The sequence below is a fragment of the Polaribacter sp. 2305UL8-11 genome, from assembly GCF_058147165.1.
The window spans coordinates 79,423-101,464 of the sequence record NZ_JBYVJW010000009.1; the positions used below are offsets into that span (position 1 = coordinate 79,423).

A 22,042-nucleotide genomic window follows, 5' to 3' on the forward strand; every position below is an offset into this window, starting at 1 on the left:
CTTAATTTTGCACTCGATTTTTTAAAGAATAAGAAATGAATATTACAAAAGAAAACATAGATGCGTTAAACGCAGTTGTAAAAGTAGATATTGTTGCAGATGACTATCAAGAAAAAGTAACAAAAGTATTAACAGATTATCGTAAAAAAGCAGACATTCCTGGTTTTAGAAAAGGACATGTGCCAATGGGAATGGTAAAAAAGCAATATGGTAAATCTATAATGATAGATGAGGTTAACAAGCTTTTACAAGATTCTTTAAATAAATTTATCACAGAAGAAAAATTAGATATTTTAGGAAATCCTATTCCAAGAGTTCAAGATGAATTTAATTGGGATGCAGAAACATTTTCTTTTGAATTCGAATTGGGTTTAGTACCAGAATTTGAGGTTGATTTAAACGCAAAAAACAAAGTAAAACAATATAACATTGTTGCTACTGATGAGTTGATTGATGAAGAAGTAAAGAATATTCAAACTCGTTATGGAAAAATGTCTTCTTTAGAGGAAGCTACTGAGCACTCTAATGTTACAGGTACTTTTGTAAACGAAGAAAATGGCATCAACAAAAAATCTACTTTCTTAGTAAACGACTTAAAAGGAAAGAAAAACGAGAAAAAAGTAATTGGTGCTAAAGTAGGTGATGTAATTGAGTTAGAGACTAAGAAATTATTTGAAGACGACCATAAATTACAACACATTTTAGGGGTTTCTCATGATGTAATTCACGATTTAGACATTACAGTTACTTTAACAGTAGAAGAAATTACAAAAACAGAACCAGCAGATTTAGACAAAGAATTGTTCGATAAATTATTTGCTGATGGTAGCGTTTCTACTGTAACAGAATTAAGAGAAAAAATTAAGGAAGATGCAGAAAAGCAATTCCAACAACAAGGAGATCAACAATTATTAAACGCAATTACAGAGCATTTAATAGAAAATACAAAGTTTGATTTACCAGCAGAATTTTTACAAAAATGGTTAGCAACTGCAGGAGAAAAAGAATTATCTGCAGATGAAGCTGCTGCAGAGTATAAAAAATCAGAAAAAGGTTTACGTTATCAATTAATCGAAGGTAAGATTATGAAAGATAACGATATCAAATTAGAGTATCAAGAATTGGTAGATTATGCAAAAGGCTTTATCCGCACGCAAATGGCGCAATTTGGTAACATGAATCCAGAAGAAAAAGAATTGGATGATATTGCTGGTAGAATCTTACAAAACCAAGAAGAAGCTCAAAAATTACAATCTCAATTAATTAGTCAAAAATTATTGACTTTCTTTAAAGAGAATATGAAATTTAAAACGAAAGAAGTTTCTTACGAAGACTTTATTAAGGAAGTATACAAATAAAAGTTTTATTTAGAAATGTCACTTCGAGCGCAGTCGAGAAGTTGCTTTCTAAAATAATATAAATAAAACCTGAATTGTAAAATTCAGGTTTTTTTAGCGACAAACACTAACAAAATAGTAAGAAATAGTTCTTATCTTTACAATATTAAACACAAAAAGAATCACAGAAATGGATTACGGAAAAGAGTTCGAAAAATACGCAACCAAACATCATGGAATTAGCAGTACTAGTTATACTAAAATAACAAGTAGTTTAACACCATATATTATGGAAGAGCGTCAGATGAACATCACACAAATGGATGTTTTCTCACGTTTAATGATGGACAGAATTATCTTTCTTGGAACAGGGATTAACGATCAAGTAGCAAATATTATACAAGCACAATTGTTGTTTTTAGAAAGTGTAGATGCGAATAAAGACATTTCAATTTACATCAATTCTCCAGGAGGAGGTGTGTATGCAGGTTTGGGTATTTACGATACTATGCAGTTTATAAAACCAGATGTAGCAACAATTTGTACAGGAATGGCAGCTTCTATGGGAGCCGTTTTAATGTGTGCAGGAGAAAAAGGAAAACGTTCTGCATTACCACATTCTAGAATTATGATTCATCAACCTTTAGGTGGTGCTCAAGGTCAAGCTTCAGATATTGAGATTACTGCAAGAGAAATCTTAAAGTTAAAAGATGAATTGTATGCAATTATTGCAAATCACTCAGGTCAAACAATAGAGAAAGTACACAATGATTCTGATAGAGATTATTGGATGAAAGCAGAAGAGGCAAAAGCCTATGGAATGATTGATGAAGTTTTAGCAAGAAAGTAGTAGTTGTTAGTTGCTGGCTTTTAGTTGTTGGTTACTTTTTACCAATAACCATAAACTACCAACCAAAAACCAAAGAAAATGTCGAAAGAAGAAAACTTAGAATGTTCGTTTTGCGGACGAAAAAAAGCGGAAACAGATTTGCTAATTGCAGGTATGGATGCCCATATATGTGATAAATGTATAGAACAAGCACATGGTATTGTAGAAGAAGAAATTTCTGATGCAAAATCAAGCAGTTTGTCTAAAGATTTAACACTAAAAAAACCGCTCGAAATCAAAGAATTTTTAGACCAATACATTATTGGGCAAGATGAAACAAAACGTTCTATGTCTGTGGCTGTTTACAATCATTACAAACGTTTGTTACAAGATAAAAATGATGAAGACGATGTAGAAATAGAAAAATCTAACATTGTTTTGGTTGGAGAAACAGGAACAGGAAAAACCTTAGTTGCAAAAACAATTGCAAAAATGTTAAATGTTCCTTTTTCTATTGTAGATGCTACTGTTTTAACACAAGCAGGTTATGTAGGTGAAGATGTAGAAAGTATTTTAAGTAGGCTATTACAAGCAGCAGATTATGATGTAGAAAAAGCAGAAAGAGGTATTGTTTTTATAGATGAAATCGATAAAATTGCCAGAAAAGGAGACAATCCATCCATTACAAGAGATGTTTCAGGAGAAGGAGTTCAGCAAGCCTTGTTAAAATTATTAGAAGGTACAGTTGTAAATGTGGCACCAAAAGGAGGTAGAAAACACCCTGAGCAAAAATTTGTTGAAGTAAATACCAAAGAAATTTTATTTATTGCAGGTGGTGCTTTTTCTGGAATCGAAAGAATCATCAGTAAGCGTTTAAACATGCAAGCTGTAGGTTTTAGTGCTTCTTTAGATGAAGACAAAGTAGATGAAGAAAACCTGTTGCAATACATTATCCCTTCAGATTTAAAAGCATTTGGACTAATTCCAGAAATTATTGGACGTTTGCCAGTGTTAAGTTATATGAATCCTTTAGATGCGAAAACCTTACGTGCTATTTTAACAGAGCCTAAAAACTCTATTATTAAGCAATATGCAAAGTTATTTGTAATGGATGACGTTGCTTTTACTATAGAAGAAGAAGCGTTAAATTATATCGTAGAAAAAGCTGTAGAATACAAGTTGGGTGCAAGAGGTTTACGTTCTTTATGCGAAGCTATTTTTACAGATGCCATGTTCGATTTACCAAGTTCAGATCAAAAAGAATTTAACGTAACCAAAGAATATGCAGAATCTAAATTAACAAATACAACTTTAAAGAAATTAAGAGCAGCTTCTTAATATTTTTTGGACGTTCCCTTTCAGGTCAGGCTGAAGTTTATCTTGAGCGTAGTCGAAAGGCACTCGCTTTTTTTGTGAAAAACAAAAAAGAGCTCAAACAATTGCTCAATCCTTAACGCGTATTGCAAACTAAAAAGAGGAAGTTTGTGAAAACAGCTTTTAGAATTAATACAAACCTCAAAGGTTTTTAAAACCTTTGAGGTTTTTCATTTTAGAAATTTAAAAAAATGAAACTTCTAATTCTTATATTTGTCATCACTTTTCCAAACAAATAACAAATGATTTCAAGAAGTACCATAGACCGAGTTTTCGAATCTGCGAGAGTAGAAGAGGTTATTGGTGAATTTGTACAATTGAAAAAAGCAGGAAGTAACTTTAAAGGTTTAAGTCCGTTTACAGATGAAAAGTCACCCTCTTTTATGGTATCTCCAGTAAAACAAATCTGGAAAGATTTCTCTACAGGAAAAGGAGGAAATGCGGTTTCTTTTTTAATGGAACACGAGCATTATTCATATCCAGAAGCCTTAAGATGGTTGGCTAAAAAATACAATATAGAAATTGAAGAAACTGAGCAAACCAATGAAGAAAAAGCGCAGATGAATGAGCGAGAAAGTATGTTTTTGGTATCTAAATTTGCCAAAGATTACTTTCATGATATCATGCTAAACTCTAATAAAGGAAAAGCAATAGGTTTAAGTTACTTTAAAGAGCGTGGTTTTAGAGAAGAAACCATTAAAAAGTTCGAGTTAGGATATTGTATAGATGAGTGGGATAATTTTACAAAAGCAGCTTTAGCAAAAGGTTACGATTTAAAATATTTAGCAGCAACAGGACTCACAATTGTAAAAGAAAACAAACAATTCGATCGTTTTAAAGGTCGTGTAATGTTTCCTATTCATTCCATGTCTGGTCGTATTTTAGGTTTTGGAGGCAGAATTTTAACTGCAGATAAAAAAGCAGCCAAGTACTTAAATTCGCCAGAAAGCGATATTTATCATAAAAGTAAAATTCTCTACGGAATTTACCAAGCAAAAAAAGAAATTGCCAAACAAGACAATTGTTTTTTGGTAGAGGGTTATACAGATGTTATTTCTTTCAATCAATCTGGAGTTGAGAATGTGGTGGCTTCTTCAGGAACAGCATTGACTTCTGATCAAATTAGATTGGTAAATAGGTTAACAAAAAACATTACAGTTTTATTTGATGGAGATGCAGCAGGAATAAGAGCTTCCATTCGTGGAATAGATTTAATTCTAGAACAAGGAATGAATGTAAAAGTGGTTCAGTTTCCTGATGGAGAAGATCCAGATAGTTTTGCAAAATCACATTCAGATACTGAGTTAAAAGCATATTTAGAAAATTCTGCACAAGATTTTATCAACTTTAAAGTGTCACTTTTATTAAAAGATTCTGATAACGACCCTATAAAAAAAGCAGGGGTGATTAGAGATATTGTAACGAGTATTTCTAAAATTCCTGATGGCATTCAACGTGAAGTTTATGTACAAGAATGTGCTAGGATTATGGATATTTCTGAACGTGTTTTATTTAGTGAGTTAGCTCAGTTGTTAAAAAAAGGTGTTCAAGAAAAAAGTAGAGCAGCTAAGAAACAAAACCAACCTCAGCAAGACCCAAATCAACCTCCTCCAGAATATTTTATGGAGCAAGAGCAAGCTCAAATGGGTTTGGTAAAAGGAGGTAACACAGCTACTCAAAAAATAGATCAGCTATCAATTTTAGAAAAAGAAATTATTAGACTTTTGGTGCTTTATGGTAATGAAGAAGTAGATTTTACTGAAGAAATTACCAATGTAGATGAAGATGGAAAGGAAACAATTACAACAAGAAAATATAAAAATACTGTCTCTGCAGAAATATATGTGCATTTACAAGATGATGAAATAGAATTTTCTAATAAAATATTTCAAGAAATTTATGAAGAGATGATTCATCAATTAAATCAAATTGAGACATTAAATATAAATGATTTTATCAATCATGAAAATGTAGAAATTGCCAACATAATTACTTCTATACTAATGGACAAAGAAAACCCAAATAGACAATTAAGTAATTGGGAAGGACAAAATATATTTGTTACTAGCGATTTAGAAGTTTTAGAAAAAGCAGTAAATGATGCCATTTATAACCTTAGAAGAACTTTGATAGACCTACTTGTAAAAGACCAAATGGTGGCAAAAAAAGAATACACAAATGAAGAGAAAGAAGAGATTATGAATTATAATTCTTTAAGAATTAGACTGTTTGATAAATTAAATAGAGTAGTGTAATACTGTTAAATTTAAAAAACAGGTGTTTTCACCTATAGAAATAATTATAGATTTAATACATTTTTTGTATATTGCCCTCGCTAAAAGAAAAACATATATAACTATGAAAAGATTTTTACAATTATTAAAAATTCTTCAGCTTCTTATTTTTTTACCTTTCGAAATATCTAAAGGATCTAAAAAAAGAGCTTATATGAGAATTAAAAAAATGATGATTGCAGCTAATTTGTTGTAATTTGCTCCCCAAACTAAAAACTTATAAAAAGCCAAAATCTATGATTTTGGCTTTTTTTATTATTTCAATGCTATTGGAATCTCACAAATTGGTATGGGTAGCATTTTGTGTTGGTTAATTCTATTTAATCTTTCATAAATCTTATATACTTCTTTTTTTCTTCCAGAAAAATCATTTTCAGATTTACCGTTTTCTTGCATTTTCATGGCCCATTCTAACTCATCATAAGACGCACCAATTTGATCTTCGTCTGTTCTACTATCTCCAAACAATCCATCTGTAGGTGCTGCTTTTTGTATAGAGTTTGGTACATCTAAATATGCAGCTAATTTATAAACTTCAGATTTCATCAAATCTGCAATCGGACTTAAGTCTACACCTCCATCACCATATTTTGTGTAAAATCCAACTCCAAAATCTTCTACTTTATTTCCAGTTCCTGCAACTAAATAACCATGCAAACCTGCAAAATAATATAAGGTTGTCATTCTTAACCTTGCTCTTGTATTGGCTAATGACAAAGCTACTTTTGCAGAGTCATCTATATCAGGAACTACATTTTTAAAATCTTCAAAAGTAGAGGTTAAATTAACTCTTACTTCAGAAACGTTCGGAAATTTGTTTTTTAATTGTTTTATATGCTCTTCTGCTCTAGTAACTTGACTTTGTGCTTGATGAATTGGCATTTCTACACATAGTGTAGGGAAACCCGTTTTTGCGCATAAAGTAGAAGTCAAGGCAGAATCAATACCTCCAGAAACCCCAACAACAAAACCTTTAACTTTTGCGTTTTCTGCATATTCTTTTAACCAATTAATAATATATTCTGAAACTTTTTTGGTGTTCATAGATAAACTATTTTAGTATTTTTATCGTTTTAAATTTCTAATAGCAAGATACAAAGTTTATGAGGTTTTTTCTAAAGGTTTTTATTGTTTTAATATCATTTTTTTCTTGTAAAAATAGCAAGAAAATAGATGTATCTAATTTAAAAATAGATTATAACTTAAATAGATATGAAGTAGATTTTTATACAACATCTCCTCAAAAACTCCCACAAATAAAAAAAAAATATCCTTATTTGTTTCCAAAGCAATTTACAGACAGTTTGGCTTTTGTTAAAATGAAAGATAAAGATGAACAAGAATTGTTTTTAGAAACTCAAAAAATTTATAAAGATTTTTCTGATGTTAATCTACAGCTTAAAAACTTATTTGCCCATATAAAATATTACAATCCAAAATTTAAGGAGCCTAATGTAACAACAATTATTAGTAATATAGATTATGATAGAAGAGTAATTTATGCAGATAGCCTATTGTTAATTTCTTTAGATGTTTATTTGGGTAAAAAACATCCATTTTACGCAGACTACCCTAAGTATATTAAAGAAAACAACACCAAAGAAAATATTGTTGTAGATGTTGCAAAATCAATTATAGAAAAGCAAATAACAAATTTTACTGATAGAACTTTTATTGGTAAAATGATTTTTGAAGGAAAAAAAATGTATTTGCTAGACCTGTATTTACCAGATGTTTATGACAAATATAAAATGGGATATGAACAACAGAAATTGGATTGGGCAATTGAAAATGAAGAACAAATTTGGAAGTATTTTATAGAAAAAAAACTACTTTTTAGTACAGATACTAAGCTGAATAAAAGATTTTTAGAAAATGCACCTTTTTCAAAATTTTATTTAGAGCAAGACAACCTATCTCCTGGAAAAATTGGGGTTTGGGTAGGTTGGCAAATTGTAAAGTCTTATATGAAACATAATGATGTATCTTTGCAGGAATTATTAAAAATTGGATCAGAAGAATTATTAAAAAAATCCAAATACAAACCTAGAAAATAATGTCAATAAAGCACAATTCAGAAATAAAATTTAAAGTTGGTTTAGACGAAAATAAAGTTCCAGAAGAAATTTCTTGGACAGCTAAAGATGGAGGGATAAATAACGAATCATCTAAAGCAATTATGATTTCTGTGTGGGATCATAAACAGAAAGATACTTTAAGAATGGATTTGTGGACTAAAGATATGCCAGTAGACGAAATGAAGCAGTTTTATCATCAAACTTTAGTTTCTATGGCAGATACTTTTGAAAGAGCTACAGATGATCAAAAAATGAGTGCAACCATGCGTGATTTCTGTGATTATTTTGCTGAAAAGCTTGAGCTGAAAAAGTAAATTGAATTTCTTTTTACAATAAATAATTCATAGAATTTATAAAAGCCTTTAAAAAGGCTTTTTTTATTTATGTAAAAGAAATTAATCTATAAAAAAAGAGACTATTTTTTTAAATAGTCTCTTTTTTAGTTTATGGTGTGTTATATTTTTAATCGATAGAACCTACTGGTTTTATCTCTACCCTTCTATTTAATTGTCTACCACCTGCATTGTCGTTAGAGAATTTAGGTCTAGATTCTCCATATCCTTTTGCTTCTAAGCTGGTATTTGGTATACCTTGTTGGATCATATACTTTCTAACAGAATTTGCTCTTCTTTGAGATAAATATAAATTATATCTATCGCTATTTCTATCATCTGTATGCCCTTCAATTACGAATTTAACATCTGGTACTTTTTTCATTAAGTTGATGATTTTATCAATCGTAGCAAAAGAAATACTCTTTATTTTATCGCTATTTGTGTCAAAATAAATACTTGCAGCAAGTAACCCAATTTGTTGTGTAACATTTTGAGGTTGTTCTTTGTCTTGAACTGGACAACCTCTGTTTTCTGCAACACCAGGAGTGTTAGGACATAAATCTTCTGCATCCATAATACCATCTCCATCTGTATCTTTGTTTAATGGGCAACCTTGGTTAGAAATAGGTCCATATTTAAGAGGACATTTATCTTTGTAATCAGGTAAACCATCTTTGTCAGAATCTACAGCTTTACCATTACCATAAACCATAACACCTGCTGGAGTATTTGGTTCAATATCTAATTGATCCATAACACCATCATTATCTGTATCTACAATTTTAAAATCACTACCATTTGTACCATCTCTACCTTCATCACCCCAAATAGTAAATATTTTTTTCTTACCCAATTTAACAGCAACACCAATACTAGAAACAAAGAAGGTTTCCCAATCTTGTTTATTAGAAATTGCAGCATCTAAATGGTCTTCATAATTAAAATACATACCTGTTCTAAACTCCAAGTCAACACGTTTACTAATTCTTCTTTTTAAGCCAAATTGACCAGATAAATAAATAGAACTCGCTTGATTTACACTGTTTCTTGCTGGATTATTACCAAAATCTGCTCCTGGAATTTTTTTAAAAGAACCATCTGCTAACCTTTCAAATAATGCTGAATTATATAAGTGATAACCAACACCAAAATAACCTGCAGCATGCCATTTAGTAGCTGTAGTTTTATATAAATTTGTAAAACTAAAAATTAAGTTTAATTCTGCACCATAGGCTCTACCTTCAAACTTCATATCATCCCTAATAACAGCGTTATTAACGTATAAGAGCTCGTAAACAGTAGAAAAATATTGAGCACCTCCAGATATTTTTGAAAATGAAGCTTTAAATTCTAATCCTAATAATGGATTAAACATTTTATTTACGTAAGCATAAGCACCAAAATTATAATAATTTGTATCATCACTTGTGCCAATAGAACGCATATCTCCATGCATGATAAAGTTACTCAAACCTGCACCAACTGCCCAACTGTTACTGTTTTCTAAATCGATTCTATTTCCGTAGGTAATTTCGTCTGTGGTAAATTGACTGAAAGATTCAGCAACTATAAAAGTGCTAAATAGAACAAATAAAAAAATTCTCCTCATTTTTTAATATGATTTTCTGTTTAAACAATTGGGGGAATTATTCATTCTCGCAAAAGTATAATTTTTTTTTTAAAAACGCTTTATTTTATTGATAATGTAATTGTAATCTTTAATATTATTTACAAAATCTATTTTAGAAACATCAATAATTAATATATTTAAATTTGTTTCTGTATTGATAAAGTTTTTATAACCATTCTGTATTTCTTCTAAATAAGAGGCTTGTATGCTTTGCTCATAAGCTCTTCCTCTTTTTTTTATATTTTTTAGTAACCTTTCTGTGTTTTGATATAAATAAATGTATAAATCTGGTTTTGTAATTTCTTTATACATTAAGTTAAACATTTTTCGGTATAATAAATATTCTTCTTTTTGTAGGGTTACTTGTGCAAATATTAGCGATTTAAAGATATAGTAATCAGAAACAATAAAGTTCTTAAATAAGTCGAACTGCGCTAAATCATCGGTTAATTGTTGGTATCTATCTGCTAGAAAACTCATTTCTAGAGGAAAGGCATACCTTTCTTTGTCTTGATAAAATTTTGGAAGAAATGGATTGTCTGCAAAACGCTCTAAAACTGTTTTCGCGTTAAATTCATTAGAAATCATTTTTGCTAATGATGTTTTACCTGCGCCAATATTACCTTCTATTGCTATGTAATTGTATTTTTCTGAAATAGGAATGGGCCTTTCAAGTTTTTTATCAATCTTGATTATTTCTAAACTATCATCAATTTTTTGTAAGCAAATACCAATTTGTTTTTTTTCTATTGGATGAATCGCGTTTGGAGCAATTTCTGCTAAAGGAATCATTACAAACTTACGCAATAGCATTTTTGGATGAGGTATAGTTAAGTTTTTAGATAAGATAATTTCGGTATCAAACAATAAAATATCGATATCTATATTCCTATTTTGATATACTGCTGTATCATTTCTTTGCCTACCTAAATCTTTTTCAATTTGTAAAAGAGAGCCAATTAATGTTTCTGGATTTTGACTTGTAGATACTTGAAGACATATATTATAAAAATCATCTCCTTCAAAACCCCATGCTTCGGTTTTGTAGATAGATGATATTTTTTGAATATCACCAACTTTAGCATCAATTAGATAAATTGCGTTTTGTAAGTTTTCAAGTTTATTTCCTTGATTAGTTCCTAAAGATAAATATGTAATTCTTTGAATTTTCATAAAATGTTTACAAAGAAAATAAAAGCATTTTATAAATACCCTATAAACAAAAAAAATCGCTAAAATTAATTAGCGATTTTCAATCTCATTATTATAAGATACTGAAATAAGTTCAGCATAAATAATTACTCTTCTTTTCTTGGTTCTCTAGGTTTTCTATCATCACGTCTGTTGTCACGTCCACGATTATCTCTACCTCTGTTATCACGTCCACCTGAACGATTATTATCTCTTGGTGGTCTAGCTACATAGCCTTCTGGTTTAGGTAAAATAGCCTTTCTAGAAACTTTTTCCTTACGAGTTCTTGGGTCTATACCAAAGTATTTTACATCTAAAACATCACCAAGTTTAACAACATCAGAAACGTTGTCTGTACGTTCCCAAGCCAATTCACTAACATGTAATAAAACCTCATTTCCTGGAGCTTCTGTATACTCTACAACTGCACCAAAATCTAGCATTTTAATTACTTTAACTTCATAAACGCTACCAACTTGAGGTTTGAATAACATAGATTCTATTTTTGCAATAACTTGCTCTATACCTTCTGGTTTTGTTCCTAAAATTTCTATGATACCTTCTTCTGTAACAGGATCTTCTGTAATTACAATTGTAGTTTCTGTTTCTTTTTGTAATTCTTGAATATGTTTACCTCCAGGACCAATAAATGCACCAATCATATCATTAGGAATACGTCTAGTTATCATTTTTGGTGCGTGAGCTTTTACATCACTGTTAGGTGCTGCAATTGTATCTGTTAGCTTTTCTAAAATGTGTAAACGACCATCTCTTGCTTGTTTTAAAGCATTTACTAAAATTTCGTAAGAAAGTCCTTTTACTTTAATGTCCATTTGGCAGGCAGTAATACCATCTTCTGTACCTGTTACTTTAAAGTCCATATCTCCTAAATGATCTTCATCACCTAAAATATCAGATAATACTGCATATCTATCTCCATCAGAAATTAATCCCATAGCAATACCAGAAACGGGTTTCTTTAATTGAACTCCAGCATCCATTAAAGCCATTGTACCAGAACAAACTGTTGCCATAGAAGAAGAACCATTAGATTCTAAAACTTCACTTACAACTCTAACTGTATAAGGACAATCTGCAGGAATCATTCCTTTTAAAGCTCTTTGAGCTAAATTACCATGACCAACTTCTCTACGAGAAGTTCCTCTTAATGGGCGTGCTTCTCCTGTACAAAAAGGAGGGAAGTTATAGTGTAAATAGAACGTTTCTTCACCTTCATAAGATGGCATATCTATTTGGTTTGCTTCTCTAGAAGTTCCTAAAGTTACTGTAGCTAGTGCTTGTGTTTCTCCACGAGTAAAAATTGAAGAACCATGTGTTGATGGTAAGTAATCTACTTCACACCAAATTGGTCTAATATCTGTAGTTTTACGTCCATCTAAACGCAAACCTTCTGCCAAGGTTAATTCTCTAACAGCATTTTTTTGAGCTTTATTAAAATATTTTCCAATTAACCCACCAAAATCTGCCAATTCTTCTTCTGTAAAAGTAGCAGTAATTTCTTCTTTTACTTCTGCGAAAGCAGTAGAACGTTCTGCTTTAGAAGTTCCTTGTTTTGCAATTGCATAACATTTGTCGTAAGCTAAATCGTTTATTTTTTTAGCCAATTCTTCATCTTCTCTTTCTGGCTCATATTCGCGTGTTTCTTTTTTACCAAAAGCTTCTGCTAAACGAACTTGTGCAGCACATTGTACTTTAATAGCTTCGTGAGCAAACTTAATGGCATCTGCCATTTCTTCTTCAGAAATCTCATCCATTTCACCTTCTACCATCATTACAGAATCTGCAGAAGCACCAATCATCATATCAATGTCAGACTCTGCTAGTTGTGTTCTTGTTGGGTTGATTACAAACTCTCCATTAACACGTGCAACACGTACTTCAGAAATAGGAGTCTCGAAAGGAATATCTGATAATTGTATTACTGTAGAAGCTGCTAAACCAGCTAATGCATCTGGCATAACATCATCATCATGAGACATTAATTGTATCATAACTTGTGTTTCTGCATGGTAATCTTTTGGAAATAATGGACGTAAAACACGGTCTACTAAACGCATTGTTAATACTTCTCCATCACTTGGTCTTGCTTCTCTTTTAAAGAAGCCTCCAGGATAACGTCCTGCAGCAGCAAATTTTTCTCTGTAATCTACTGTAAGTGGTAAGAAATCTACGTCAGATTGTTTGTAGTTAGAAACTACTGTACATAACAACATTGCTTTTCCCATTTGAACAACTACAGAACCGTGCGCTTGTTTCGCTAATTTACCGGTTTCTAATGAGATGGTTCTTCCATCTCCAAGGTCTATAACCTCTCTAAATACTTTTGGAATCATAAAATTTTAATTCTAAATTTTTAATTTGTTTGTTGTTGTGTTGTTGTTGTGTTGTTGTTTGTTGTTGCAATGGAAATACAAGAATGCTGTTACTATTCTTGATTTTTTTATTAAGATTCTGTTTGTTAAGCAGAATTGAATATTTATTGTCATTTCGACCTTGTGGAGAAATCTCTAATAATTAAATTTAGATTTCTCGGTTTCATTTCATTACACTCGAAATGACAAGGAATGTATTTAAACATAAAAGAGGCGCGTTTATAGCACCTCTTTTTGTGAGAATTATTTTCTAATTCCTAATTCTTTGATTATTGCACGATATCTAGTAATATCTGTTTTCTTTAGGTAATCTAATAAACTTCTACGCTTACCTACCATCATTACTAAAGAACGCTCTGTATTATAATCTTTACGATTGTTTTTTAAGTGTTCAGTTAAATGGTTGATTCTGTGCGTAAATAATGCAATTTGACCTTCTGAAGAACCAGTATCGTTTTTACCTTTACCGTGTTTTTCGAAAATGCTTTCTTTTACTTCTTTTGTTAAGTACATGCCAATATTATTTAAATGATTTTTATGTATATCAATGATGTTTTCATTGAAGCTGCAAATATAGAATTATTTTTTGTAATAAACTCCTGCAAAAAAAATCTTTTTAGAAACTTATATAAATGATAAAGCCAGCAATTGCTGGCTTTATTTTATGATACTGTCTCTGGTTTTCTAATTGGTAAATTCTGGATTAAATCTATATACAGATTTACCTGTTTTTTTAAGTCTTTACGTTCGTAAATAGCATCTAAAAAACCGTGTTCTAAAACAAATTCAGATTTTTGAAATCCTTCTGGTAAGTCTTTACCTGTGGTGTCTTTTACAACTCTAGGTCCTGCAAAAGCTATTAATGCGTTAGGTTCTGCAATATTAATATCTCCTAACATTGCATAAGAAGCTGTAGTACCACCAGTTGTTGGGTCTGTACATAAAGAAATATAAGGTAATTTAGCTTCTGCCAATTGTGCTAATTTTGCAGATGTTTTTACCAATTGCATTAAAGAGAGTGATGCTTCCATCATTCTTGCTCCACCTGATTTTGAAATCATTAAAAAAGGTAATTTATTTTCTATAGCATAGTTAATTGCTCTTGCAATTTTTTCACCAACTACAGATCCCATAGAACCTCCAATAAAAGCAAAATCCATAGCAGCAATAACTAAATCTTTGCCTAAAGATTTACCAACTGCAGTTCTTACAGCGTCTTTTAATTTGGTTTTTTCTTGTGCAGCTTTTACACGATCTGTGTATTTTTTTGTGTCTTCGAATTTTAATGGATCTTTAGAAGTAAGATTTTTATCTAATTCTGTAAATTTATTATCATCAAAAAATAATTCGAAATAATGTTTACTACCAATTCTTACATGGTAACCATCTTCAGGACTAACATATAGGTTTCTTTTTAACTCTTCTGTATCTATTATTTTTCCACTTGGTGTTTTATACCATAAGCCTTTTGGAGTGTCTTTTTTATCCTCTGTAGAGGTTTGAATACCTTTGTCTGTTCTTTTAAACCAAGCCATAGTTGTTGTTATGTTTTTTAGGTTGTCTTATTTATTAAGAATAAATGTAATACAAATGTAAAAGTTTTTTCTTTAAAGTGTTCTTTTAGATAAATTAATATCATAAAAAAAGCACTTTGATACAATCAAAGTGCTTTATATATAATAGTTGTTTGTTATAAAGTATCTATATTATTTAAATCTGCAAAAGCTTTCTTTAAACGTTCTTTAAAAGTTTCTTCTCCTAAACGTAACCATTTTCTTGGGTCATAGTATTTTTTGTTTGGTTGGTCTGCTCCATCAGGATTTCCAATTTGTGTAGCTAAATAATCTGCATTATCTTGCATGTAATCTCTAATTCCTTCTGTAAAAGCAAATTGTAAATCGGTATCAATATTCATTTTTACAACTCCATAACCTATAGATTCTCTAATTTCTTCTAAAGTAGAACCAGATCCTCCATGAAATACAAAATCGATATGATTTTCTTCTACACCATATTTTTTAGTGATAAATTCTTGAGAATTTTTTAAGATTTTTGGTGTTAATTTTACATTACCAGGTTTATAAACTCCGTGAACATTACCAAATGCAGCTGCAATTGTAAATTGAGGAGATACTTTTAATAACTCTTCATAAGCGTAAGCAACTTCTTCTGGTTGTGTGTATAATTTAGATACATCTACATCAGAATTATCTACACCATCTTCTTCTCCACCAGTAATACCTAATTCAATTTCTAAAGTCATACCCATTTTGCTCATTCTAGCTAGGTATTCTTTACAAATTTCGATATTTTCTTCTAATGGCTCTTCAGATAAATCTATCATGTGAGAGCTATATAAAGGTTTGCCAGTTTCTGCAAAATGTTTTTCTGATGCATCTAATAAACCATCTATCCAAGGTAATAATTTTTTTGCACAGTGGTCTGTATGTAAAATTACTGGAACACCATAAGCTTCTGCTAATTCATGAATGTGTTTTGCGCCAGCAATACCTCCAGCAATAGCTGCTCTTTGACCTTCGTTAGACAAGCCTTTACCAGCATTAAATTGAGCTCCACCATTAGAAAATTGGATAATAACAGGAGCATTTAAATCTCTTGCAGTTTCTAAAACTCCGTTAATTGTGTTAGAACCAACAACGTTTACTGCTGGTAATGCGAATCCTTTTTCTTTAGCAAAATTAAAGATATTTTGTACTTCTTTACCTGTTGCTACTCCTGATTTTATATTATGACTCATTTTTTTATTTTTATCATTAAATTTGATATCAAAAATACTAAAAATTAGATTGCATTAGCTCATAAAATAACGAAAACGTTATAGGTTTTAGAAAGTTTAAAAAGGGTAGTTGATACCAATATTGTAAACAGCACTTGCAAAATTATAGTTTTTAAACCATTTTTTATCAGACAGATAAGGTTCGTAAGTTTTAAAACCAACATCAAAACGAAGAATAAGAAAGCTAAAATCTAACCTAGCTCCAAAACCAGAACCAATAGCAATGTTTTGTAAAGATTTTAAACTGTTAAATTTAGCATCATTGTCTACAAAGTCAGAATTTGTAATGTCCCAAATGTTTCCAGCATCAATAAATAAAGCGCCTTTTAATTTACTAAAAACAGGAAACCTATATTCTGCACTTGTTAAAAATTTTAAGCTCCCTACATTAAATTCTAATCCTGTATTTCTGCTTCCTGGGCCTAACTCATAAGTTTGCCAAGCTCTAATATCGTTAGAACCACCTGCAAAATAACTTTTTGTAAAAGGGATGTCTGAATTGTCATAAGGAATAATGGCACCTAAAAAAGTTCTAAAACCAAAAACAGAATTTAAGCCTACATCCCAAAATTGTTTGTATTCTATATCTGTTTTAAAATATTGAGCCAGAGGAATATCTAAAAAAGTTTTTTTATTATTACTATTTGTCTTTTTTGATAATAGACCTAAAATATTTCCTGAATTTGCAAATCTTACCCTAAAAAAGGAGAAGTTATTGTCTTTAAAATCTGATTGGCTATTGTAATTATAAGTGTAAGCCAAAGTTGGTATTAAGAAATCTGAGGTAATAATTTTATATCTATCTAAAATATTAACAGCAGTATTGTATTCTTCTGGATTTGAGTTTCTAAAATTATTATCACTAGAAACTAAATTTATAAATTGGAGCGATTCTGTTACTTGGTTTTCAATATCGTTTGATAATGGATTAATGTTTGTATTGTTTATATTGTCATACGTTTTTGCGATGTTGTTTAAAGTGCTAAATTCTGAACGATAAATATCAAAATAACGATTTACATTTAAGTTTTGAATGTATTGTACGTTTAAAGCTTCAATTTGAATCGTTTTTTTAGTATTATAATTCCATTTATAATCTGCCAAAACTGTAAATGTTTTTCTATCTAAACCAATGTTTTTCTGAAAACTTGCCCCCAAAGAAAATAAGGTTCTTGGAGACATTCTTTTGGGAACAAATTTGTCTAAACCAAAAGGAGCCATGAATCTAGGTATTTCTAAAGAGGTATCTGCACCTACTTCCCAACCTGGGCCATTTATAGAATTAAAATAAGAACCTAAAAAAGAGAGTTTTAAAAGCTCTGCACCTCTAAATGTATTTCTGTTAGAAATAGAAAATTTTGCAGATGTTCCAACACTTCTAATATTAGAGTGTGTTAACTCTGTTTCTAAGCCTAAAGTGTATTTTTCTATGGGAGCTAAATACACATCCATTTTTAATTCATTATCAGAATTAGGTAAAGTTGTAAAAGAAATGTTGGTAGATTTAAAGTTTTTTAAAGATTTTAAGTGGCTTCTAGTTAGATTTCTTAAAGTATCTTTATAAATCCCATCTTTTTTTATAAATATAGATTGAGATAAATACTTAGGATTGTATTTATTTTTATCATGAGCTAAAAAATTAATGCCATTGTATTTTATAGAATCTTTAATAATATCATCAGATTTAGAAAATGAGTAATCTGTATATACATTAATTTCTTTAACTCTATGAACTTGGTATGGTTTACTAACATATCTACCATTAACTTCTTTTAAACGATTTCCAGAGATTATAAAATCTACATTTGTTTTATAATCCGTTCTTGTAGAATCTACATAAAAGCCCAAAGCAGATTCGTTAAAATGGTAAATTCCGTTGTTTCTATAGAGTTTTAGTACTCTGCTAGCTTCATTTCTAAACGTTTTATCATTGTATTGATTGCCAGTTTGTAGCAAAGTTTTAGAATTTGAAGCTTTATATATAGAGTCTAAAACAGGAGATTCTATTTTTAATTTGATGGTATCTAATAATGTAGGGTTTCCTTTGGTGATGTGATATTCTACTGTGGCTTTTTTATCATTATATTCATTTACAATAGTATCTACTTTAGATTTAAAATAACCTTGTGTTTTGTAATAAGCCCATAAATTATCTGCAGTTCTTTTTACCTTTCTTTTATTTAAAATTACTGGGCCTTCATATTTTAAAAACCAGTTATTTATACCAATAAAGGTGTTTGCATAAGCAATACTTTGTTTTTCTGAAAATATCTTTTTTATTAAATTATATGACCTCGGATTTTTTTTACCCCATTCACTTGGTGTTTTTGGTTTATTTGGGTTGCCTATGTTATGAAAATACAATGCAAAAGGTAAATCTAAAAATCTTGGATTGGGTTTTTGAAGAATGTATTTCTGTATATCTGCACTTTTGTTTCTTACACTATCTACAAATATGTAATTTTGAGTTAACATGTGCTGGTCTTCTGCAACACGCTTTGTAGAGTTACAGGAAGACAATATAATTAAGGCAAATAAATAAAAAGAAAGTTTTTTCATTAATTTAGCAATGCTATCAAAATCAAAAATAGTATTTTTAGACGGTTTATTTCTATTTACAATCAATTAATGACTATCTCTAAAAATCAACTTAAATTAATAACAAGTTTATCTCAAAAAAAGTATAGACAAAAGCATAAATTATTTATTGCTGAAGGTGTAAAAGTTGTAAATGAATTGCTAAATTCTTCTTTTGAAGTTGAAATGCTTTTTTGTACAGAAGCTTTTTTTAATGCTGTTCCTGATGAAAAAATTACTCAGATTTCTGAAACTGATTTAAAGAAAATAAGCCATCTAAAAACACCTAATAAAGTGTTGGGTATTTTTAAAATTCCTGATGAAAAAAAATTAGCAAATAAAGGGTTGATTCTTGCTTTAGATACGATAAATGATCCAGGAAATTTAGGAACCATTATACGTTTGTGTGATTGGTTTGGTATTGATGAGTTGGTTTGTTCTAAAGATACTGTAGATATTTATAACCAGAAAGTTGTACAGGCTAGTATGGGTTCTTTAACAAGGGTTTCTGTTCATTATTTAGATTTACAAGCATATTTATCTGAAACAAATTTAGCAACATTTATTGCTGATATGGATGGTGAAAACGTTTATAAAAAAAAATTACCAAAGGAAGGTGTTTTAATTTTGGGAAATGAGGCAAATGGTGTTTCTAAAGAAATTAAAAAGCTAGTTTCTAATAAGATTTCCATTCCAAGATTTGGGGAAACTCAAGAAACAGAAAGTTTAAATGTTGCAACTGCAACAGCTATTTTGTTGAGTGAGTTTAAGAGAGGTGTTTAGTAAACAACTTTTGACGGTCTTTCTAACCTTTTAGTTTTGATACTTTTGTACTTTTTTACTCAAAAGCTAAAGAAAGAAAAACTCCACGAGTGCCCATGTAATTTATGGGAGCTGTCCATTTGCTATTTGGATCGTCATCGTATTTTATTTCATTATTTATTGCAAAAACTCCACGAATAGAAGGAGAAAATTTAAAGAAATATAAATAAATATCGATTCCAACACCAACTTCGTACATAAAATTGTTGGTTTTCATTCTAAATTGTCCAGCAGAATTATCATCTTGATTTTTTTCATTACTAGATAAATTATAGTTAAAAGAAACACCCCCTAAAACATAAGGTCTTATATTTTTATATCTATCTGTGCTAAATTTAAATAATAAAGGAAGGTGCAAGTATGTAGAGCTTACCTCTCTAACACTATCTTTTGGTAATGGTAAATGATTAAAATATATTTTTTTAGAATTGGTCATTAAACCAGGCTCAAAACGTAAATTTAAATTTTTATGCAAACGTAAATCTGCAATCAAACCTACATTAAAACCAGCAGAAGGAGCCACAGTTATGTTTGCATTTGGTACATTAGGGTTGTCTCTTAAACTTACTTTAAAATCATTTTGATTTAAACCTAAATAAAAACCATAATGTAGTATTCTTTTGTCAAAACTTGGTAAGTAATCAACTCTTTCTTTTTGAGCATAAAATGCTATAGTTGTGCATAGGAAAAAACCGAATATTGTTAATCTTTTACTCATCATTATTTACGTGCAGTATAAATTGTAGCAACTCCAAAAGTTACAGGTTTATCTTCTGTATGTGTAAACCCATTTTTTTGTAAAATATTGTTGAAAGCTTCTCCAAAAGGAAAAGAATTTGCAGATTCTGATAGATAGGAATAGGCAACTTTATCTTTAGAAAATAGTTTACCAACAACAGGTAAAAATAAATTAGTGTATAATTTATAGCCTTGTTTAAAAGGAAATTTTGTTGGGTTAGAGGTTTCTAAAATAACCAAAACTCCTGTAGGTTTTAAAACTCTTGCTATTTCTTGAATTCCTTTATTTAAGTTGGCAAAGTTTCTTACGCCAAAAGACACTGTAATTGCATCAAAAGTATTGTCTTTAAAAGGCATATCTTCAGAGTCACCAACCATCATCTCTATTTTATCAGATAAATTTACTTTGGCAATTTTTTGTTTACCAACCTCTAACATACCTTCAGAAATGTCTAATCCTACAATTCTATCAGGGTTTAATTTTGCCATCATTAATGCTAAATCTCCTGTACCTGTTGCAATGTCTAAAATTTGTTTTGGATTATTTTGTCCAACAATTTCGACTACTTTTTTTCGCCATTTTACATCAATTCCCAAAGAAATAACTCTGTTTAAGCCATCGTAATTTTCAGAAATATTGTCAAACATCTGAGCAACTTGTTCTTTTTTGCCCAATTTAGAATCTTTGTATGGATTTATTTTTTCTGCTGACATTTTCTGCTATCCGTTTATGGCTACAACTTCATTAATTTGGTTAGGTAGCATTTCTTTTAATAGATTTTCGATTCCGTTTTTTAAAGTTGCTGTAGAAGATGGGCAACCACTACAAGCACCTTGCAAAATTACACTTACTACTTTGTTCTGCTCATCATAAGAACGAAAAGCAATATTACCTCCATCTCCAGCAACAGCAGGTTTTATATATTCATCTAAAATATCTACAATTTGTGCAGCAATTCCTTCTAATTGTACTTTTGGAATTACTTTTTTTGCATCACCTGTTTCAATATTTTCTTTCGGTAATTCTTTGATAATGGTTTTGCCATCTGCTAAATATTCTCTTACAAATGTTCTTACTTCACCATAAACATCATTCCAATCTACCATATCATATTTGGTAATAGAAATGTAATTGTCTGAAATAAATACTTCTTTTACAAAAGGAAAATTAAAAATGGCTTGTGCTAAAGGAGATGATTTGCTGGCTTCATCAATATTTTTATACTCAACATCTGTCTGCGTTAAAGATTTATTAGTTCCAAATTTCATTACTGATGGATTTGGAGTAACTTCTGCATACACTTCAATGGCTTCTTTTTTTGATGTTGGTTGTTCGTTTACAACAATACCACCATCATTTAAAAAGCTTTCTATTTGGTCTCTTACTTCTTCTTGTACGTCTTTCCATTCTAAAATATCAAAACGTTGTACAGCAATAAAATTAGCTGTAATAAATACTTTTTTTACAAATGGTAAATAGAATAATTGTTGTGCTAATGGAGCGTTTTTTGCTTCGTCTATATTGCTATATTCATAGCTACCACCATTAATTAATACTTTATTGGTATTAAATTTAATAATAGTGTTGTTTGTTGTTTCTTGAATGGTAATTTTTACGTCTTGCATCATAAAAAAAATTGAATTGCA

Annotated in this window: 19 protein-coding genes; 8 read left to right on the plus strand and 11 right to left on the minus strand. The window is 30.1% G+C overall.

From position 1 onward, the window contains the following. Positions 1–35 precede the first annotated feature (35 nt). From tig to ACY2RW_RS09830, 5 genes are all read left to right on the plus strand, one after another. Entirely contained in the window at positions 36–1,358 is a 1,323-nt protein-coding gene (tig, locus tag ACY2RW_RS09810; protein ID WP_490122550.1) for a trigger factor, read from the plus strand. A 169-nt stretch (positions 1,359–1,527) separates the two neighbouring features. After that, positions 1,528–2,187, plus strand: coding sequence for an ATP-dependent Clp endopeptidase proteolytic subunit ClpP (gene clpP / locus ACY2RW_RS09815; protein ID WP_109405454.1), 660 nt, complete (start codon positions 1,528–1,530; stop codon positions 2,185–2,187). Between the two features lie 78 nt (positions 2,188–2,265). Continuing rightward, positions 2,266–3,504: an ATP-dependent Clp protease ATP-binding subunit ClpX gene (gene clpX / locus ACY2RW_RS09820; RefSeq protein ID WP_490122551.1), complete on the plus strand. Its 1,239-nt coding sequence runs from the start codon at positions 2,266–2,268 to the stop codon at positions 3,502–3,504. Between the two features lie 278 nt (positions 3,505–3,782). After that, positions 3,783–5,795: a DNA primase gene (gene dnaG, locus ACY2RW_RS09825; RefSeq protein ID WP_490122552.1), complete on the plus strand. Its 2,013-nt coding sequence runs from the start codon at positions 3,783–3,785 to the stop codon at positions 5,793–5,795. A gap of 103 nt (positions 5,796–5,898) precedes the next feature. Then, positions 5,899–6,030 (plus strand): hypothetical protein, encoded by a 132-nt coding sequence (locus tag ACY2RW_RS09830; protein WP_490122553.1) that lies wholly within the window; start codon positions 5,899–5,901, stop codon positions 6,028–6,030. A 59-nt stretch (positions 6,031–6,089) separates the two neighbouring features. On the opposite strand, the gene nadE is transcribed toward ACY2RW_RS09830, so the two are convergent. Next, entirely contained in the window at positions 6,090–6,878 is a 789-nt protein-coding gene (nadE, locus tag ACY2RW_RS09835; RefSeq protein WP_490122554.1) for an NAD(+) synthase, read from the minus strand. A 59-nt stretch (positions 6,879–6,937) separates the two neighbouring features. Between nadE and gldB the strand changes: the two genes are divergently transcribed. Then, complete coding sequence (gldB, locus tag ACY2RW_RS09840; protein WP_490122555.1) at positions 6,938–7,891, plus strand: gliding motility lipoprotein GldB; 954 nt, start codon at positions 6,938–6,940, stop codon at positions 7,889–7,891. Continuing rightward, entirely contained in the window at positions 7,891–8,226 is a 336-nt protein-coding gene (gldC, locus tag ACY2RW_RS09845) for a gliding motility protein GldC (RefSeq protein WP_490122556.1), read from the plus strand. Before gldB ends, gldC begins: the two co-directional genes overlap by 1 nt. 148 nt (positions 8,227–8,374) lie before the next feature. On the opposite strand, the gene ACY2RW_RS09850 is transcribed toward gldC, so the two are convergent. The 7 genes from ACY2RW_RS09850 to tamL form a co-directional block, all read right to left on the minus strand. Next, positions 8,375–9,856 (minus strand): OmpA family protein, encoded by a 1,482-nt coding sequence (locus ACY2RW_RS09850; RefSeq protein WP_490122557.1) that lies wholly within the window; start codon positions 9,854–9,856, stop codon positions 8,375–8,377. A 69-nt stretch (positions 9,857–9,925) separates the two neighbouring features. Then, positions 9,926–11,050 carry a 2-amino-4-hydroxy-6-hydroxymethyldihydropteridine diphosphokinase gene (gene folK, locus ACY2RW_RS09855; RefSeq protein ID WP_490122558.1) on the minus strand — a complete coding sequence of 375 codons (1,125 nt, stop codon included), beginning with the start codon at positions 11,048–11,050 and terminating at the stop codon, positions 9,926–9,928. Positions 11,051–11,175: 125 nt separating this feature from the next. Continuing rightward, positions 11,176–13,422 carry a polyribonucleotide nucleotidyltransferase gene (locus ACY2RW_RS09860; RefSeq protein WP_490122559.1) on the minus strand — a complete coding sequence of 749 codons (2,247 nt, stop codon included), beginning with the start codon at positions 13,420–13,422 and terminating at the stop codon, positions 11,176–11,178. 282 nt (positions 13,423–13,704) lie between these two features. After that, positions 13,705–13,974 carry a 30S ribosomal protein S15 gene (gene rpsO / locus ACY2RW_RS09865; protein WP_490122560.1) on the minus strand — a complete coding sequence of 90 codons (270 nt, stop codon included), beginning with the start codon at positions 13,972–13,974 and terminating at the stop codon, positions 13,705–13,707. 149 nt (positions 13,975–14,123) lie between these two features. Beyond that, a complete protein-coding gene (gene accD / locus ACY2RW_RS09870) occupies positions 14,124–14,996 on the minus strand; it encodes an acetyl-CoA carboxylase, carboxyltransferase subunit beta (protein ID WP_490122561.1) in 873 nt (290 codons plus the stop codon). Between the two features lie 155 nt (positions 14,997–15,151). After that, on the minus strand, positions 15,152–16,219 hold the full coding sequence (gene fbaA / locus ACY2RW_RS09875; protein ID WP_490122562.1) for a class II fructose-bisphosphate aldolase: 1,068 nt from the start codon (positions 16,217–16,219) through the stop codon (positions 15,152–15,154). A gap of 96 nt (positions 16,220–16,315) precedes the next feature. After that, the gene (tamL, locus tag ACY2RW_RS09880; RefSeq protein ID WP_490122563.1) at positions 16,316–18,817 is read right to left on the minus strand and encodes a translocation and assembly module lipoprotein TamL; all 2,502 of its coding nucleotides are present in this window, start codon (positions 18,815–18,817) and stop codon (positions 16,316–16,318) included. Between the two features lie 69 nt (positions 18,818–18,886). Between tamL and ACY2RW_RS09885 the strand changes: the two genes are divergently transcribed. Then, on the plus strand, positions 18,887–19,618 hold the full coding sequence (locus ACY2RW_RS09885; protein ID WP_490122564.1) for a TrmH family RNA methyltransferase: 732 nt from the start codon (positions 18,887–18,889) through the stop codon (positions 19,616–19,618). A 55-nt stretch (positions 19,619–19,673) separates the two neighbouring features. Here the strand turns inward: ACY2RW_RS09885 and porT are convergent, their stop codons facing one another. Genes porT through ACY2RW_RS09900 form a run of 3 tightly spaced genes read right to left on the minus strand, consistent with a single transcriptional unit; the run spans position 19,674 to position 22,021 of the window. Beyond that, the gene (porT, locus tag ACY2RW_RS09890; protein ID WP_490122636.1) at positions 19,674–20,375 is read right to left on the minus strand and encodes a type IX secretion/gliding motility protein PorT/SprT; all 702 of its coding nucleotides are present in this window, start codon (positions 20,373–20,375) and stop codon (positions 19,674–19,676) included. A gap of 2 nt (positions 20,376–20,377) precedes the next feature. After that, entirely contained in the window at positions 20,378–21,109 is a 732-nt protein-coding gene (gene ubiE, locus ACY2RW_RS09895) for a bifunctional demethylmenaquinone methyltransferase/2-methoxy-6-polyprenyl-1,4-benzoquinol methylase UbiE (RefSeq protein WP_490122565.1), read from the minus strand. A gap of 6 nt (positions 21,110–21,115) precedes the next feature. Then, complete coding sequence (locus ACY2RW_RS09900) at positions 21,116–22,021, minus strand: NifU family protein (RefSeq protein ID WP_490122637.1); 906 nt, start codon at positions 22,019–22,021, stop codon at positions 21,116–21,118. Positions 22,022–22,042 lie beyond the last annotated feature (21 nt).